The following is a 16644-nucleotide window of genomic DNA, read 5'->3' as shown; positions in this document are numbered from 1 at the left end:
GGCGCCCGTTATGCAGATGGCATGGGAGGTCGCCGGGTGCCCAGCATCCTCCCGTGGACCATGTGGATAAACTGGCTGCTCCTGCATCTTCCTTGAAGCCAGGCTTCACAATGAATCCCCAGCGTCCCCTGCCGGCCGTGGTCGCCTTCGCCCGCGTCGCCCACCATGCCAGCTTCACCCGCGCCGCCGACGAGCTCGGCGTGTCGCCGTCGGCGCTCTCCCAGACCGTGCGCGCGTTGGAGGCGGGCATGGGCGTGCGGTTGCTGCACCGGACCACGCGCCGCGTGGGTCTCACCGAACACGGGGCGCGCTTCCTGGAGGGGGTGCGGGTGGGATTGGCCCAGATCGATGCCGCCTTCGACGCGCTGGACAGCGTGCGCGATGTCCCGGCGGGCAAGCTGCGCATCAACGTGCCGCGCATCGCCGCCGAGCTGCTGGTACTGCCGCACCTGCCCGGTTTTCTCACCTTGTACCCGCAGGTGGAGGTGGAACTGTTCGTGGAGCCGGCGCTGGCCGATCTGGTTGCCGGCGGCTTCGATGCCGGGATCCGGCTGGGCGAGAGCCTGGCCCGCGACATGATCGCGGTGCCGATCGGGCCACTCGAGCGCCAGGTGGTGGTGGCCACGCCGGCCTACCTTGCCCGCCACGGCGTGCCCGCCACGCCGGCCGAACTGGTCGCCCACGAGTGCATCGTGCACCGGCTCAGCACGGGCCGCCGGATGCCCTGGGAGTTCACCCGCGAGGGGCGCGACGTGGAGGTCGAGGTGGCGGGGCGGCTGGTCTTCAACGATGCCGGCCTGATCCATGCCGCGGTGCGCGCCGGGCTGGGCATGGCACAGGGATTCGAGGCGCTGTTTGCCGATGACCTCGCCGCCGGACGGCTGCAATGCGTACTGCAGGACTGGCAGCAGCCGTTTGCCGGTTTCCACCTGTACTACCCGGCGCGCGAGCAGATGGCGCCCAAGCTGCGGGTGTTCATCGATCACCTGCGGCAGGCCATGCACGCGCGCTGACCCGCTCAGTCCGAGCGCGCCGGCGAGCCGGGCTGGAGCAGCGTTCGCAGCCAGTGGTCGCCATCGGGCAGCCCATGCGGAAACATCACCTGCGCATCGCCCGGGAAACGCTTGCAGCGTAGCCTGCCGTCGGCATCGAACAGGCGCCAGCCGTTGGCGATGCGTTCGGCATGGTCGATGTGTCGGCGCAGGGCCAGCACCAGGCTGGCGTGGCAGTCAAAGCGGGAGGTGCGCAGATCGATCCGGTCCAGCGGCTGCAGGCCGGCGAGGATGCGACCGACCGCCGGATGGCCCAGATCGATGCGGCCGGTGGCCATGCCGAGCAGGCGCTCATCGTGGCCGGATACGTGCTGGACGAAATACACCGGGGACATCGGATCTCCGCGTGGACGCGGTGACCGCGACCGTTGGCACCGATTGGACACCCCGAGGGCGTCACGCGGAATCTCAAGTTATCGATTGAAAGATCTTGCTTGGATGATGCTACCTATTCGCGTTTCTGCCCACGCCATCCCCCACGCCGCGCATCGCTACGCAGGGCAGGGCCTCAGCCACTGACGCCGAGGCGCACGCCAAACCCGACCAGGAAGATGCCGGCAACCCGTCTCAGCAAAAGCCCTACACGCGGATGCTGGAGAATCCTACGACGCAACAGGTTGCCTACTCCGATCAGCACCGAGCAGTACGCCAGCCCCAGCACGAAGATGATCACCGCCATGGTCGCGAACGTTGCCACGCCCTGGTGCCGCGCCGGATCGATGAACAACGGCAGGAACGCCATGTAGAAGATGATCGCTTTCGGGTTGAGCAGATTGATCAGCACGGCCTGGCGGAAGTAGTGGCCCGGTTGCAGGCGGATGCCGCCTTCCTCGCCGCTGCTGCGAGGTCGGCGCAGCAGGCCGATGCCGATCCACACCAGGTAGGCCGCGCCCAGGTACTGCACCGCGTGGAACACCAGCGGGTTGGCCTTGAGCAGCGCGGCCACGCCCGCCACCGCCAGCCACATCAGGATCTGGTCGCCCAGCAGCAGACCGAACAGCGCGGTGTAACCGCCGCGTACCCCGCCGCGACCGGTCGCGGTGAGCAGGGTGAACGTACCCGGGCCCGGCAATGCCAGGAACACCAGCACGGCAGCGACAAAGGTCCACAGGTCCTGGATGCCCATCCACGGCATGGCGGCGACTCGACTACGGGGGTGCGCCATTGTCCGGCACGGCCCGGTCCACCGATAGCGTCAGCCGGGCAGGCGGGGCAGATCCTTCAGCAGCGGTTGCAGGCGTTGTTCCAACATCGCATGCAGCTGCCGGATGGCCGGGGAGAACTGCTTGCGATGCGGGCACACCAGGTTCAACGGCAGGCTGTCGCCGGCGCCACCGAGCAGCACCTGCAGGCGGCCGGCGCGGACATCCCCGCACACATCCAGCCAGGACTTGAACACGATGCCTTCGCCGGCCACGGCCCAGCGCCGCACCACATCGGCATCGTCGCAGACCATGTTGCCGCGCACCGGCACCACCACCCGGCGGCCATCAACCTCGAAGTTCCAGCGGTCGTAGGCGCGGCCGGCCAGCTGGTAGAGCAGGCAGTGGTGGTCCTTGAGCGCCTCCAGGGTGGCCGGCGCGCCGTGCCGGGCCAGGTAATCGGGCGAGGCCGCCAGTACCCGGCGGTTGCCCGGCAGCAACGGCAGGGCGACGTAGCTGGCGTTGTCGAAGCGACCGAGCCGGAAGGCGATGTCGACCGGGTCGCGGAACACATCGGCAACCTGGTCGGACAGGTGCAGGCGTAGCTGCAGCCTGGGATGCGCCGCGCGGAATTCGCTCAACCACGGCAGCAGCACGTTGCGGCCCAGGTCCGACGGCGCGGCCACCTGCAGCACGCCGCGCAGCTCGGCATCCTCGCCCCGCACCCGCGCCTCGCCCTCGCTCAGGGTGGCCAGCACCTCCTGCGCATAGGGCAGGTACAGCGCGCCTTCGGCGGTCAGGCGCAGGCTGCGGGTGGACCGCACGAACAGGCGCAGATCCAGCTCGCGTTCCAGCCGCGCCACGGCCGCGGCGACCTGGCCGGGCAGCAGGTCGGCCTCGCGGGCGGCATTGGAGAAGCTGCCCAGCGCCGCCGTACGCACGAACAGCCCCAGGTCGTCGATGCGGACCATTTTCATTCCTGCAGTGAAAGTGCTGCCCGATTTTGCGCCTTTCTGCCGGCCGGGGTGAAGCGCAGGCTGTGGGTCTTCCCGAACGGACTTGCCCTCGATGAAAGCAATCGCCTATACCCAGCACGGCCTGCCGATCAGCGACCCGCGCGCGCTGCAGGACATTACCCTGCCGATCCCCAGCCCCGGCCCGCGTGACCTGCGCGTGGAAGTACGGGCGATCTCGGTCAACCCGGTCGATACCAAGGTGCGCAACGGCGTGGCCGTGGACGAACCGCGCGTGCTCGGCTGGGATGCGGTCGGGATCGTGGACGCGATTGGCAGCGAGGTCAGCCTGTTCCAGCCCGGCGATGCGGTGTTCTACGCCGGGGCGATCGGCCGTCCGGGCAGCAATGCCGAGTACCAGCTGGTGGATGAGCGCATCGTCGGGCACAAGCCGGCCAGCCTGGACGATGCCGCCGCTGCGGCATTGCCGCTGACCGCGATCACTGCCTGGGAGCTGCTGTTCGATCGGCTGCGCATCCCCGAGGGCGGTGGCCAAGGCCAGACCCTGCTGGTGATCGGCGCCGCCGGTGGCGTGGGTTCGATCCTGATCCAGTTGGCGCGTCAGCTGACGCAGCTGACCGTGATCGGCACCGCGTCGCGTCCGGAGACCCAGGACTGGGTGTATGCGTTGGGCGCCCACCATGTGATCGATCATTCGCAGCCGCTTGCCGATGGCCTGCAGCGTCTGGGCATCGAGGCGGTCGCGCACGTGGCCAGCCTCACCCACACCGACCAGCACTACGACCAGATTGTGGCCGTGCTGGCGCCGCAGGGCCAGCTGGCGCTGATCGACGATCCGGGCCAGCTGGATGTGATGGCGCTCAAGCGCAAGAGCCTGTCGCTGCACTGGGAGTCGATGTTCACCCGCTCCAGCTTCAACACCCCGGACCTGCAGCGTCAGCACGACCTGCTCGAACGTGTCGCCGCGCTGGTCGATGCCGGCGTGCTGCGCACCACCCTGGGCGAGCACTACGGCCGCATCAATGCCGCCAACCTGCGCCAGGCCCATGCACTGATCGAGAGCCATCGCGCGCGCGGCAAGCTGGTCCTCGAAGGCTTCTGAGTCCCCCTGCACCCCGCACCCCTGTATCCCCCACGGAACCGATCCACATGACCCTCGCACCGGTGGCGCGCCGCCGCCACACCACCAAGGCCTACGACCCCACCCGCACGCTGCCGCCAGCGGTGCTGCACGATCTGCTTGACGTGCTGCACCACGCGCCCTCGTCGGTGAATTCGCAGCCCTGGCATTTCCTGGTGGCTGCCAGTGATGCGGCGCGTGCGCGCATCGCCCGTGCCACCCAGCCCCACCAGCCGTTCAACACGGCCAAGATCACCGACGCCTCGCACGTGATCGTGTTCGCCACCCGCACCAGCATCGACGATGCCTACCTGGCGCAGATAATCGAACAGGAAACCGCCGATGGCCGTTACCCCAGCGACGAAGCGCGCGAGGGCCAGCGCGGCGCACTGCACCACTTCGTGGACCTGCACCGGCATACGCTGGGCGATGTGGAGCACTGGATGCAGAAGCAGACGTACCTGGCGTTGGGCACGCTGTTGCTGGCTGCCGGCGTGCATGGCGTGGACGCCACCCCGATGGAAGGCTTCGATGCCGCAGTGCTGGACGCCGAGCTGGGCCTGCGCGAACGCGGCCTGACCAGCGTGGTGCTGGTAGCGCTGGGCTACGGCAGCGAGGCCAACTTCAACGCCGACCTGCCCAAGTCGCGGCTGCCGCGCGAACAGGTGTTCACCCACCTCTGAGGGCTGTCAGGGCACGCCGTTGTCCACGTGCAGGGCGAAGCCCGGACGTGGCCGCAGGCGCGCGAACCAGGCGTCCACGGCCGGCAGTGCCGGCTTGTCGCCCGGGGTCAGGCGCCATCGCTGGGTCGACAGGCCCAGCACCACGTCGGCCAGGCTGAACCCGGGACCGGCGACGTGCGCACCGGTGTGCGCCAACTGCGTGTCCAGCACGCCCATCAAACGGTGCCATTGCGCGAGGCTGGATGCCGCCGCCGCCGCATCTGCGTAATCCGGATGCCGGCGGACGCCGGCCATGAACGCATAGCGCCATGCGTTGTTGAGATCGGTGGCCTGCCAGTCCATCCACTGTTCCACCCGCGCCCGTGCCTGCGGTGCCTGCGGCAGGAGGTCGTGCCGCCCTTCGCGGGTGGCCAGGTAGCGGCAGATGCTGTTGGACTCCCACAGCACGAAGTCGTCATCGCGCAGTACCGTGCAGCTCCAACATGGATCCGCCCGGCGCAGCCAATGAGACCGGCTCAGCCTACACTTGCCGTCATGCAAACCGAATTCCTCATTCTCGGCGGCCTGGTCTGTGCCGTCCTTGTCCTGCAGCTGGTGGTCCTGCTGCGGCGTTCCCAGCATGGCGGCCTGGAGCAGAGCCTGCGCGAAGAGGCGCGGGTGGGCCGCAGCGAACTGCGCGAGCAGCTCGAAGGCCTGGGCCGGCAGCAGGATGCGCGGCTGGAGACCTTCGCCCGCGCGCTGACCGAGCTGTCCACCCGCACCGACCAGCGCCTGGACCTGCTGCGCGACGCGCTGGGCGAAGACGCGCGCAAGGCCCGCGAGGAAGGCAGCCAGGCCCAGCAGCGCACCGGTGAGCTGCTGGCCCTGCGCCTGCAGGACATGCGCGCTCAACTGGAGGTCTTCGGCCATCAGCAGCAGGCCCGCATTGAAGCCTTCGGCCAACAGCTGGTGGAGCTGACCACCCGTACCGACGGGCACATGGCCGCGCTGCGCCAGGCCCTGGCCGAAGACGCGCGCAAGGGGCGCGAGGAAACCGCACAGTCGCAGCAGCGCCTGGCCGAATCGCTGGGCCAGCGCCTGCAGGACATGACCCAGCGCAACGAGACGCGCATCGGCGAAATGCGCGCCACGCTCGAGCAGCAGCTCAAGAGCCTGCAGAGCGACAACGCCGAAAAGCTCGATCAGATGCGGGTCACCGTCGATGAAAAACTGCAGACCACGCTGGAAGCGCGCCTGGGTGCCTCGTTCCAGCTGGTCTCCGACCGCCTGGAACAGGTACAGCGCGGGCTGGGCGAAATGCAGCAGCTGGCCACCGGCGTGGGCGACCTCAAGCGGGTGCTGACCAACGTCAAGAACCGCGGCAGCTGGGGCGAAGTGCAGCTGGACAACATCCTCGAGCAGACCCTCACCCAGGAGCAGTACGCGCGCGGGGTGAAGGTACGCCCGGATAGCGGCGAGATCGTCGATATCGCCGTGCGCCTGCCCGGCCGCGGGCATGACGACACCCCGGTGTGGCTGCCGATCGATTCCAAGTTTCCGCGCGAGGACTACGAGCGCCTGCTCGATGCGCAGGAACAGGGCGACGTGGACGGCGTGCGCGTACAGGGCACCCAGCTGGAACGCGCGATCCGCATCCAGGCCAAGTCGATCTGCGACAAGTACATCGCGCCGCCGCACACTACTGACTTCGCGGTGATGTTCCTGCCCACCGAGGGTCTGTACGCCGAAGTGATCCGCCGTCCCGGCCTGGTCGACCTGCTGCAGCGCGAGCACCGGGTGGTGGTGGCCGGACCGACCACCGTCACCGCGCTGCTCAACAGCCTGCAGATGGGCTTCCGCACGTTGGCCATCGAACAGCGCTCCAGCGAAGTGTGGGGCCTGCTCGGGGCGGTCAAGAGCGAGTTCGGCAAGTTTGCCGGCATCCTCGAAAAGGCCGAGAAGCAGATCAGCACCGTCGGCCGCAGCCTCGGCGAGGCCAGCCGCAAGACCCGCACCATCGAACGCCGCCTGCGCGGGGTGGAGTCGCTCAGCGCCGAACAGAGCCAGGAGCTGCTGGAGGAGATCCCCGGCGAGGACGAGGACAGCGCCGCCGATGAGCGTGCCGACGCGGCGGAGTGACACGTGGCGTACATGCAATGCATGCACGTGATCGCGCATGCTATGGCATCTGCCGATCGTTCAAGGAAGCCCGCATGCGCCTGACCCTGTTGTTGTCCCTGCTGTTGGCCCTGGCCGGCTGCGCCAGTACCTCGCCCTCGCCCGAAGACGCCGCATCGGTGGCCGCCGCGACGGCGGCCAAACAGGCTGCCGACTGCGCCGCCAGCGGCGGCGCGCTGCAGCCGCTGGGCCGCCTGCAGCGCGTGCAGTGCGTGGTGGCCTATCCCGATGCCGGCAAAACCTGCAGCGCCAAAGCCGAGTGCACCGGCCAGTGTCTGGCGCAGGGCCAGGTGGCACCGGGCGCCAAGGCCACCGGCCAATGCCAGCGCGATGTCAGCCAGAACTTCGGCTGCCGTCAGCGCATCGACGGCGGCGTGGCGATCGGCACGATCTGCGTCGACTGACATTCCCATGGCATCGCCATCGCGTGCCTCCCTTTTCCAATGCAAGGAACCTGCAGTGCCCCAGACCGTCTACGACATCCCCGTCAACACCATTGAAGGCCAGCCGTCGTCGCTGGCCGATTACCGCGGCAAGGTGCTGCTGGTGGTCAACGTCGCCTCCAAGTGCGGCCTGACTCCCCAGTACGAAGGCCTGCAGAAGCTGTACGCCGACAAGCACGACGCCGGGCTGGAAGTGCTGGGTTTCCCGGCCAACAACTTCCTGGCCCAGGAGCCGGGCAGCGAGGCGGAGATCCAGCAGTTCTGCCAGCTGGAATACGATGTGAGCTTCCCGCTGTTCGCCAAGATCAGCGTGGCCGGTGCCGACACCCATCCGCTGTACCAGCAGCTCACCGCTGCCCAGCCGGCCGCCACCGGCGAAGGCCCGATGCGCGAGAAGCTGCAGGGCGCGGTGGCCAAGTACCCCGAGCTGGTGGTCAACCCGGCGCCGGGCGTGCTGTGGAACTTCGAAAAGTTCCTGGTGGGCCGCGATGGCCAGGTCATCGCCCGCTTCGCCCCGGACGTGCCGGCTGACGATGCGCGCCTGGTGGCGGCGATCGACGCGGCGCTGGCGGCCTGATCCACGCGCAGTGCATCGCGTGGCGCTTGTGCGCGCCACGCGATGCAGCGAGGATGTTCGATGCCGCTACGCCTGCGGTACGCGACTGGGGAACGGGACATGGAGTTGTTGACGCTTGAACACTTTGCCGGCTGCGTGAACGAGACGTTCGCCGCCGAGTTCGATGGCATGCAGATGGAGTTCGTGCTGGTCGAGGCGCGGCCACTGCCGCAGACGCGCGCGGATACCGCACGTGCGCCGTTCTCGCTGCTGTTCCGCAATGGCGCGCCGATCGTCTTTCCGCAGCAGATCTATCCGATGCGGCATGCGCGGGTGGGCGAGGTGGGCATCTTCCTGGTGCCGATCGCGCAGGAACGTGCCGGCTTCCTGTACCAGGCCGTGTTCAACTGAGGGGACGGCCCGTGGGCTCCCAGCGCATGGGCAGGTAAAGTTCGCCCGCCGCCGCCGCCGCCGCCGAGGTGGCGACAAACCCCATCCGCTGGTACAAGCGCAACGCAGCGTGGTTGTGCTGCATCACATGCAGCCGCAGCGCGCGACCGCGTCCCGCACAGGCCTGTTGTTGGCAACCGATCACCGCCGTGCCGATACCGGTGCCGCGCGATGACGGCAGCAGGCTGATGTCCACGATGAGATCTTCCTCACCTTCTTCATCGACATAGAAGCGCCCCACCGGCTGGTCCTCGCGCAGGATCGCCAGGTAATGCGCGCGTGGGTGCCGGGCCAGGTAGTGCTGGTGCTGGGCCACGAACTGCTGCGACAGGAACTGCCGCTTGGCAGCGTCCGGCCAGGGCACCGACCGGAGTTCCTCCTCGCGTGTGCTCGCATACAGCTGCACCAGCCAGGGCAGGTCATCGTCGCGCAGCGCGCGCCATTGCCAGCCAGTGTCCCCGGCGACCCCGGCCAGCGCTGGGCGCCGCTCCGGAGGGAACGGCGCCAGCGTCGCGGGCAGCATCAGTCGAACGCAGGGTAATCGCCCTGCAGGGCAATGCAGAAGTTCACCGCCAGGTAGGGCTGCTGGTTGTTGTGTGGCTGGTTGCCACCGCTGTTGGGTAGCAGCATGGACGGGGACAGCGGCGTGTCCGGCGTTGCATTGCTGAAGGGCTTGACGGCGTTGGACCCGGGCTGGGAAAGACCACCACCGGCAACCGGTACGCCGCTGCGCTTACTGGTGTCGGTCTGCGCGAACGCGGTCAGCGTGTGCGCATGTGCGGGCATTTCCAATGTGCTCAAGGCCACCTGGGAGACGCCGAACGTGTCGCCGATCGAGCGGGGGGTCAGGCCGTTGCCGGTGCCCGTCCCTCCACCCGCGCGGGCGCTGAAGTTGGGCAGCTGGAAGGTGACGGTGCCGTTGCCGCCGTACTGGATGCCGAGCAGCGAAAACAGGGCGGTGTTCTGCTGGATCGCCAGCGTAGCGCCGTTGCAGAACGCCCATCCGTTAGGGGCGAAGTTGAAGCCGAACGGCTGGATCTGTCCGATGTAAGGTTCGGTCATGTCGGTTCTCTGGGCGTAACGAAGGAAGGGTCAGGGCTGCTGCGGGAAGATGCCGGCCCAGGCGATGCAGTACTGCACCGTCAGGGTGGGCATGCAGTTCTCGTGCGCCTGGTTGCCACCGCTGCTGGTCACGGCCAACGCCTCCATCGCCAGTGCGGTCGCCCCGTTGGTGTCGGTGACATAGAAGGTCTCGCCACTGACGGCGCCCGGTATCGCGGTGGCGGCGGGCGCCTCCAGCGTGGCCACCCCGCTGGAGACCGACAGCGCATGGGTGTGGGCCGGCATCTGTGGCAGGGTCAGCGTGACCGACTCGGTTCCGGACACCACGCCCAGCGGGCGATTGCTGAGCCCCGGGCCCTGGCCCATGTGCACCGGCACGCGGCCGCGCATGTCCGGCACGGCGAAGGTGCTCTGGCCGTCACCGCCAAAGGTCGTGCCGAGTAGCGCGAAGAGCACTTCGTACTCTGCGATCGGTATCAGTGCGCCGTTGCAGCCAAGCCATCCACTGGGAACGCGGTTGAATCCGAACATACGGATTTCGCCGACGAAAGGTACGCTCATCTGATCATGCTCCTTGTGAGTAACGCATGGCCGGCAACGGCCGGCCCCGTGATCAACTGCGGGAGGGGAAGATTCCCTGCAGCGCGATGCAGAAGTTGAGCGTGGCGTAGGGCTGCATGTTCGGATGGGGCTGGGTGCTGCCTGCCGGGGCGACCGACGACGGTGCCTGTGCAACCAGCGCGCCACCCTGGGCTGCATACAGCTTGGTCGTGCCGCCGCCAGCGAACGTGCGCCCGGTGGGGTTGCGGTTGTCGCCGGCAGCGGCCACGCCCACGACCTGGTGGCCATGCGCAGGCAACTGCGTGGGCAACAGGGTCACGTTCTCGGTCCCGGCCTGCTGACCGATCTGCATGGCCGGCGGCTGCCATGCTCCATCGGCCGATGGCGCATACGCGACGGGCGTGCGCCCGCGCATATCCGGCAGGCCGAAGGTGGTGACGCCATTGCCGCCGTACTGCACGCCCAGTAGTGAAAACAAAGCCTGGTTCTGGTTGATGGGCAGCAATTGCCCGTTGCATTGCGCGAAATACTTGGGTGCAAAATTGAACCCGGCCATCATGATCTGGCCGATGAAGAATTCGCTCATCTGATCCCCCTTGGATGCTGAGCGCGGCGCCGGACTGGCGCGCAGCTACTCTGAACGCCATTCAGGCTGTTCACAAGTCCCGTTGCTGGGGGCCTTTCTTCGACACGGGGACTCTGTTCCAATGGCGCCAAAGGGGGGAGGCGTGGAATGCCTGCCGCTGGCGACGTCAAGGAACGACGGGAGCATCATGCTCCCGGGGCAGCCGGCACGGGACGCGCACCTCGATGTTGTTCTGCATCCAGGTGGATTCTTTCCAAGGGGGAAAGGTCATGGCACTCCGTACCCGATACGCGCGTACCGCGCGTGTTTTCTCGACCGTGCTCGTCCTGTTCTGCGCCGCGCTGTGCTGGTCCAGCGCCGCGTGGGCCGCGCATACCTCGTCGATCTGTCCGGCCCAGTCGGCAACCGTGGGCAATGGCGGCACCGTGGCGATCAACGTCACCGCCTGCGCCAATCCGATCGCCCTGGCCGGCGAGGGAGCCGTGGACGGCCCGCAGCTGCCATCGCACGGCACCGCCAACCTGCGCATCACCGGCGGCAGCTGGTTCGTCGACTACGGTCACGGCGGCGACACCGCCACCAGCGATGTCTTCGAATTCTCCGACACCGATGGCGACACTGTCCGGGTCACGGTCACCATCACCCCGGCCAACTCCACGATCGTGGTCGCACCGGCCGCGCTCACCCTGACCGCCGGCACGGCGGTATCGCAGGCGCTCAGCGCCAGCGGCGGCACTGCACCGTATACCTTCACGCTGCAAGCCGGTACCCCGCCGGCTGGCATCACCGTCAACGCCGGTGTGATCAGTGGCACGCCCACCCAGCGCGGTGCGTACACCTTCACCGTGCGCGCCACCGATGCCACCTCGGCCACCGCCGACAAGACCTACAGCGGCACGGTGCAGAATCCCAGCCTCACCCTGTCACCGACCGCCGCCACGGCCATCCAGGGCGTGGCGTTCTCGCAGACGCTGACCACCATCGGCGGCGTTGCGCCCTTCGCCTACGCGATGGAAGCCAGCAGCCTTCCCACCGGGTTGTCACTCTCTGCAGGTGGGGTGATCAGCGGTACCGCCACGGCAGCCCCCGGTACCTATCCGGTGACCATCCGCGTCACCGACAGCAGCACCGGCACCGGCACCTACTTCGAGGTGGAGAACTTCACCCTGACGGTGAGCGCGGCGCCCAGCGTCAGCATCGCCGTGGCACCGGCCAGCGTCAGCGAGGATGGGGGGACCAACCTGGTCTACACCGTCACCCGCAGCCTCAACCTGTCCTCGCCGACCGTGGTCAACCTGACCACCAGCGGCACGGCGACCAGTGGCGTGGATTACACCGGCGGCGTCGCCACGGTGTCCATTCCCTCGGGCGCCACCACCGCCACGGTCACCATCAACCCGACCGCCGACGCTACCGTGGAAGCCGACGAAACGGTGATTCTCACCGTCGCTGCCGGCAGCGGCTACACTGTCGGTGCGCCGGCCAGCGCTACCGGCACGATCCTCAATGACGATGTGCCCACGGCATCGATCACGGTGTCCCCGGCCACGGTCAACGAAGACAGCGGCACCCCGCTGGTCTACACCGTCACCCTGGACCAGCCGAGCCTGGTGCCGCTGTCGATCGCCTACACCGTCGGCGGTACCGCCACCAGCGGCACCGACTACGCGGCGGTGTCCTCGCCGCTGTCGATTGCAGCCGGGGCCACCAGCGGGACGATCACCGTCACGCCCACGGCCGACAGCAGCGTGGAAGCCAATGAGACCGTGGTGCTGACGCTGGCTGCAGGCACCGGTTATGGCGTCGGCGCACCGACAAGTGCGACCGGCACGATCCTTGACGACGACCAGCCGGCGTTGAGCATCAATGACGTCAGCCTCAATGAAGGCGACAGCGGCACCACGGCGTTCACCTTCACCGTGTCGCTCAACGCGCCGGCGGGCCCGGGCGGGGTCAGCTTCGACATCGCCACCGCCAACGGCACCGCCACCGCCGGCAGCGACTATGTCGCCCAGGCACTGACCGGGCAGACCATTGCGGCGGGAAGCAGCAGCGCGACCTTCACCGTGCTGGTCAACGGCGACACGTTCAACGAACCCAACGAAACTCTCCTGGTCAATGTGAGCAACGTCACCGGTGCCACCGTCGCCGACGCGCAGGGCCTGGGTACGATCGTCAATGATGATGCGCTGCCGTCGCTGTCGATCAATGACACCTCGGTAACCGAGGGCAACGCCGGCACGGTCACCGCCACGCTGACGGTGACGTTGTCGGCGGCCAGCGGGCAGACGGTCACCGTCAACTACGCCACCGCCAATGCCAGCGCCGTCGCGCCCACCGACTACACCAGCGCCAGCGGCACGCTGACCTTCGCACCCGGCGCGACCACCCAGACCATTGCGGTCACCGTCAACGGCGACACCACGCCGGAAGCCGACGAGACCTTCGCGGTCAATCTGACCGGACCCACCAATGCCACCCTCGCCGATGCGCAGGGCATCGTGACCGTGCTCAACGATGACCAGCCGGTCACCGTTGCGCCGGCGGTGCTGCCGCCTCCGGCGATCGCCGTTGCCTACAGCCAGACCATCGTCGCCAGCGGCGGCAGTGGCAGCTACAGCTATGCGGTCACCACCGGCTCGCTGCCGCCGGGCCTGACCCTGAGCGCAGGCGGGGTGCTTTCCGGTACACCCACCGCTGGCGGCTCATATCCCTTCACGGTGACCGCGACCGATACCAGTGCAGCGCCGGGTCCTTACACCGGTACGCAGGCCTACGTGCTCACCGTGGGTGCACCCACGCTGGTGCTGCCGGGTGGCCCACTGCCGGGGGCGACGCTCGCCCAGCCGTATACCGTCACCGTCGGCCCGGCCAGCGGCGGCACCGCGCCTTACTCCTACGCGATCACCGCCGGCAGCGTGCCGCCGGGATTGAACCTGGCCGGCACCGGTGTGATCAGCGGGACGCCGACCACGCTGGGCACGTTCAACTTCACCGTTACCGCCACTGACAGCAGCACCGGCGTGGGTGCACCGTATTCGGTCAGCACCGCGATGGCGATCACCGTGGCCGATGGCCTGCCGGTCGCTGGCAATGTCAGCACCTCGGTGGCCTACGGTGCGCCGGCCGCGCCGGTGACGCTCGCGCTGTCGGGCGGGGCGGCCAATTCAGTGGCGGTCGGTACCGCACCGCTGCACGGCACCGCCACGGTGACCGGCCCGACCTCGATCAGCTACCAGCCGGCAGCAGGCTTCGCCGGCAGTGACAGCTTCACCTACACCGCCAGCAACGGCACCGGCACTTCAGCGCCGGGCACGGTGACGGTCAGCGTGGGCACCCCGACCATCACCGTCAGCGCCAACAGCGTGTTCTCGGCGGTGGCCGGCGTGCCTTACAGCCAGACCTTCACCTGGTCCGGCGGCGCTGCGCCTTACAGCGGCTACCAGGTGGCCAACCTGCCGGCCGGCCTGTCGATCACCGCGAGCACCGTCGACAGCGTCACCGTCAGCGGTACCCCGACCCAGGCCGGCAGCTTCAACCTGCAGGCCTCGGCGACCGACAGCAGCACCGGCACCGGTCCGTTCACCACCGGCCAGGGCTTCGTGCTGAACGTGGCCAGCCCGACCCTGACAGTGACCCCGGCCACCTTGTCACCGGCCACGGCGGGCAGTGCCTACCAGCAGCCGATCACCGCTGCCGGCGGCGTCGCACCGTACACCTACGCGTTGAACGGCACGCTGCCCAGCGGCGTGGCGTTCGACACAGGCACCGGTGTGTTGTCGGGTACGCCGACCCAGGCGGGCAGCTTCGCGCTGATCGTCACCGTCACCGACAGCACCACCGGTACCCCGGCCAGCGTGGTCCAGAACTACACGCTGCAGGTGGCCACGCCCACGCTGAGCCTGACGCCGGCCGCCGGCGCCCTGACTCCGACCACGGCGGGCAGCGCCTACCAGGTAGCCTTCGCTGCCGGCGGCGGCGTAGCGCCGTACACCTTCGCCATCACCACCGGCACCCTGCCGGCGGGCCTGGCGCTGGATGCCGCCAGCGGTCGCCTGTCGGGGACGCCCACCGCGGTGGGCACGGTTGCCTTCAGCGTGACCGCCACCGACAGCACCACCGGCACCCCGGCCACCGTGACCCAGGCTTACACGCTCAGCGTGGCTGCGCCGGTGCTGACGCTGACCCCGTCGACCCTGCCGGCCGGGTTGTTCGCCAACGCCTACCAGCAGCAGCTCTCCACCAGCGGTGGCACCGCCCCGTACACCTACGCGGTAACCACCGGCGCGCTGCCCGGCGGCCTGGCGCTGGCCGCATCCGGCGCGCTTACCGGCACGCCCACCGCAGCCGGTGCGTCCGCTTTCACGGTGACCGCCACCGATGCACTTGGCTTCACCGGCACGCGCGATTACACCGTGCAGGTCACCCAGCGTCCGGACCCGACCCGCGACCCGGAAGTGCGCGGGCTGCTGTCGGCGCAGGCCGATACCGCGCGGCGCTTTGCGACCTCGCAGATCGAGAACTTCCAGCAGCGCATGCAGCGCCTGCACGGGGCCAGCCGCAGCAACGGCTTCAGCAACAACCTTGGCCTGGCCTATGGGCCGCAGCGCTGCGATCCGGCGATAGGCAGCCTGCCCGGCAGTGACTGCGACGCCCAGCGTCGCCAGCCGTTCGATCGGGAACCGGGGCTGGATGCGCCGGCCGCGACCGGCACTGGCGCGCAGGCAGCGCTCGGCCTGTGGGTGGGCGGTACGATCCGCACCGGCCGGACCAACGGACGCGGCAGTGCCGGCGGTGACTTCAATACCGACGGCGTCACCCTCGGCAGCGACCTGCAGGTCGGGGAGGACCTGGCCCTTGGCGTCGGCCTGGGCTACGGTCGCGACCGCACCGATGTGGGCGAGAACGGCAGCCGCAGCGATGGCCAGGCCTTCACCCTGGCGGTGTACGGCAGCTACAGCCCCGGCCAGCATCTGTTCGTGGATGCACTGTTGGGCCACCAGTTGCTGGACTACGACCTGCGCCGCTACGTGACCAGCGACGGCAGCTTCGTGCATGCCCGTCGCGATGGCAGCCAGTGGTTCGGCTCGCTGTCTGTCGGCGCCGACCTGGTCCGTGGCAGCTGGCAGTTCACCCCGTATGCGCGACTGGATGCCTCGCGCGGCACGCTCGACCGCTATGTCGAGCAGGGCAGCGACCTGTTCGCCCTGCGCTACGGCGACCAGGACGTGGACACCAGCACCGGCAACGCCGGCCTGCGCATCGAGACACGCAAGACCGCTGCATGGGGTGCCTGGACGCCGCAGCTGCGGGTGGAATACCAGCACGACTTCAGCGGCAGTGGCACCGCCACGATGCAGTACGCCGATCTGGTCGGGGTGCCGTTCTACCGGACCTCGCTGGACAGCTTCGACCGGAACCGCTGGATGCTGGGCGCCGGGGTGATGTTCGACTTCGGTCGCGACTGGGGCCTGCGCGTGGACTACCGCGGGCTGGTGGGCAGCGGTGAGGACCGCGACCACGGCGTGCAGATCAGTCTGGACAAGCAGCTGTAAGCGGTACGCGCCACCGGTTACCGGTGGCGCGATGCCGTGGGGCAAGAAGTTCTTCTCCCTCCGTGTGGCTAGTGCGTAGCGCGCTCTGGATTTTTTCGCGGCGGTTGGTGGGTCGGGCGCTGGGTCCATGTCCTTGGAGGCGACGCCGCCGGCGTCGGCCTGCGGCCGCCTCTTCCTCCTTTATTTCGCCTCAAGCGGCAGTCGGTGAGTCGGTCGCTGGGCCCCCATGCCCTTTCCGGCGACGCCCCCGGCGTCGGCCTGCGGCCGCCCCCTCCTCCTTTATTTCGCCTCCAAGGGCATGGG

The 16644-nt window shown here is 68.6% G+C and carries 15 protein-coding genes and 1 pseudogene; 8 read left to right on the top strand and 8 right to left on the bottom strand.

What is annotated here, in order from left to right:
• Positions 1-110 precede the first annotated feature (110 nt).
• The gene (locus NR101_RS17535; protein ID WP_256776100.1) at positions 111-1013 is read left to right on the top strand and encodes a LysR family transcriptional regulator; all 903 of its coding nucleotides are present in this window, start codon (positions 111-113) and stop codon (positions 1011-1013) included.
• A gap of 5 nt (positions 1014-1018) precedes the next feature.
• Here the strand turns inward: NR101_RS17535 and NR101_RS17530 are convergent, their stop codons facing one another.
• From NR101_RS17530 to NR101_RS17520, 3 genes are all read right to left on the bottom strand, one after another.
• Positions 1019-1387 (bottom strand): hypothetical protein, encoded by a 369-nt coding sequence (locus NR101_RS17530; RefSeq protein ID WP_256776101.1) that lies wholly within the window; start codon positions 1385-1387, stop codon positions 1019-1021.
• 173 nt (positions 1388-1560) lie between these two features.
• Positions 1561-2187 (bottom strand): leucine efflux protein LeuE, encoded by a 627-nt coding sequence (gene leuE / locus NR101_RS17525; protein WP_256776102.1) that lies wholly within the window; start codon positions 2185-2187, stop codon positions 1561-1563.
• A gap of 60 nt (positions 2188-2247) precedes the next feature.
• Positions 2248-3171 (bottom strand): LysR family transcriptional regulator, encoded by a 924-nt coding sequence (locus NR101_RS17520; RefSeq protein ID WP_256776103.1) that lies wholly within the window; start codon positions 3169-3171, stop codon positions 2248-2250.
• 91 nt (positions 3172-3262) lie between these two features.
• Here NR101_RS17520 and NR101_RS17515 point away from each other — a divergent pair, with 91 nt between their 5' ends.
• Positions 3263-4270 (top strand): zinc-binding alcohol dehydrogenase family protein, encoded by a 1008-nt coding sequence (locus NR101_RS17515; RefSeq protein ID WP_256776104.1) that lies wholly within the window; start codon positions 3263-3265, stop codon positions 4268-4270.
• A 47-nt stretch (positions 4271-4317) separates the two neighbouring features.
• Positions 4318-4971 (top strand): oxygen-insensitive NAD(P)H nitroreductase, encoded by a 654-nt coding sequence (nfsB, locus tag NR101_RS17510; protein ID WP_256776105.1) that lies wholly within the window; start codon positions 4318-4320, stop codon positions 4969-4971.
• A gap of 6 nt (positions 4972-4977) precedes the next feature.
• Here the strand turns inward: nfsB and NR101_RS17505 are convergent.
• A pseudogene (locus tag NR101_RS17505) lies at positions 4978-5439 on the bottom strand (glutathione binding-like protein); the annotation flags it as partial.
• 66 nt (positions 5440-5505) lie between these two features.
• Here NR101_RS17505 and rmuC point away from each other — a divergent pair.
• The 4 genes from rmuC (at position 5506) to NR101_RS17485 (ending at position 8538) form a co-directional block, all read left to right on the top strand.
• Entirely contained in the window at positions 5506-7089 is a 1584-nt protein-coding gene (rmuC, locus tag NR101_RS17500; protein WP_256776107.1) for a DNA recombination protein RmuC, read from the top strand.
• 74 nt (positions 7090-7163) lie between these two features.
• The gene (locus NR101_RS17495) at positions 7164-7532 is read left to right on the top strand and encodes a hypothetical protein (protein WP_256776108.1); all 369 of its coding nucleotides are present in this window, start codon (positions 7164-7166) and stop codon (positions 7530-7532) included.
• A 55-nt stretch (positions 7533-7587) separates the two neighbouring features.
• Entirely contained in the window at positions 7588-8148 is a 561-nt protein-coding gene (locus NR101_RS17490; RefSeq protein ID WP_256776109.1) for a glutathione peroxidase, read from the top strand.
• Positions 8149-8247: 99 nt separating this feature from the next.
• Positions 8248-8538, top strand: a complete 291-nt coding sequence (locus NR101_RS17485) for a hypothetical protein (RefSeq protein WP_256776110.1) — start codon at positions 8248-8250, stop codon at positions 8536-8538.
• Here NR101_RS17485 and NR101_RS17480 read toward each other — a convergent pair.
• The 4 genes from NR101_RS17480 to NR101_RS17465 are packed head-to-tail and all read right to left on the bottom strand — an operon-like array spanning position 8531 to position 10786.
• Positions 8531-9100 carry an N-acetyltransferase gene (locus tag NR101_RS17480; protein ID WP_256776111.1) on the bottom strand — a complete coding sequence of 190 codons (570 nt, stop codon included), beginning with the start codon at positions 9098-9100 and terminating at the stop codon, positions 8531-8533. The two genes, NR101_RS17485 and NR101_RS17480, sit on opposite strands and share 8 nt — an antisense overlap.
• Positions 9100-9639, bottom strand: coding sequence for a tail fiber protein (locus NR101_RS17475; RefSeq protein WP_256776112.1), 540 nt, complete (start codon positions 9637-9639; stop codon positions 9100-9102). Before NR101_RS17475 ends, NR101_RS17480 begins: the two co-directional genes overlap by 1 nt.
• A 30-nt stretch (positions 9640-9669) precedes the next feature.
• Positions 9670-10200, bottom strand: coding sequence for a tail fiber protein (locus tag NR101_RS17470; protein WP_256776113.1), 531 nt, complete (start codon positions 10198-10200; stop codon positions 9670-9672).
• Positions 10201-10252: 52 nt separating this feature from the next.
• On the bottom strand, positions 10253-10786 hold the full coding sequence (locus NR101_RS17465; protein ID WP_256776114.1) for a tail fiber protein: 534 nt from the start codon (positions 10784-10786) through the stop codon (positions 10253-10255).
• Positions 10787-11055: 269 nt separating this feature from the next.
• Here NR101_RS17465 and NR101_RS17460 point away from each other — a divergent pair, with 269 nt between their 5' ends.
• Positions 11056-16341, top strand: coding sequence for a putative Ig domain-containing protein (locus tag NR101_RS17460; RefSeq protein WP_256776115.1), 5286 nt, complete (start codon positions 11056-11058; stop codon positions 16339-16341).
• The last annotated feature ends 303 nt before the right edge of the window (positions 16342-16644 follow it).

It is taken from the genome of Stenotrophomonas sp. Ste86 (assembly GCF_024519465.1).
Classification (GTDB): Bacteria; Pseudomonadota; Gammaproteobacteria; order Xanthomonadales; family Xanthomonadaceae; genus Stenotrophomonas.
Note: the sequence above shows the minus strand (reverse complement) of the source record. Positions and strands in the feature narration are given on the sequence as shown.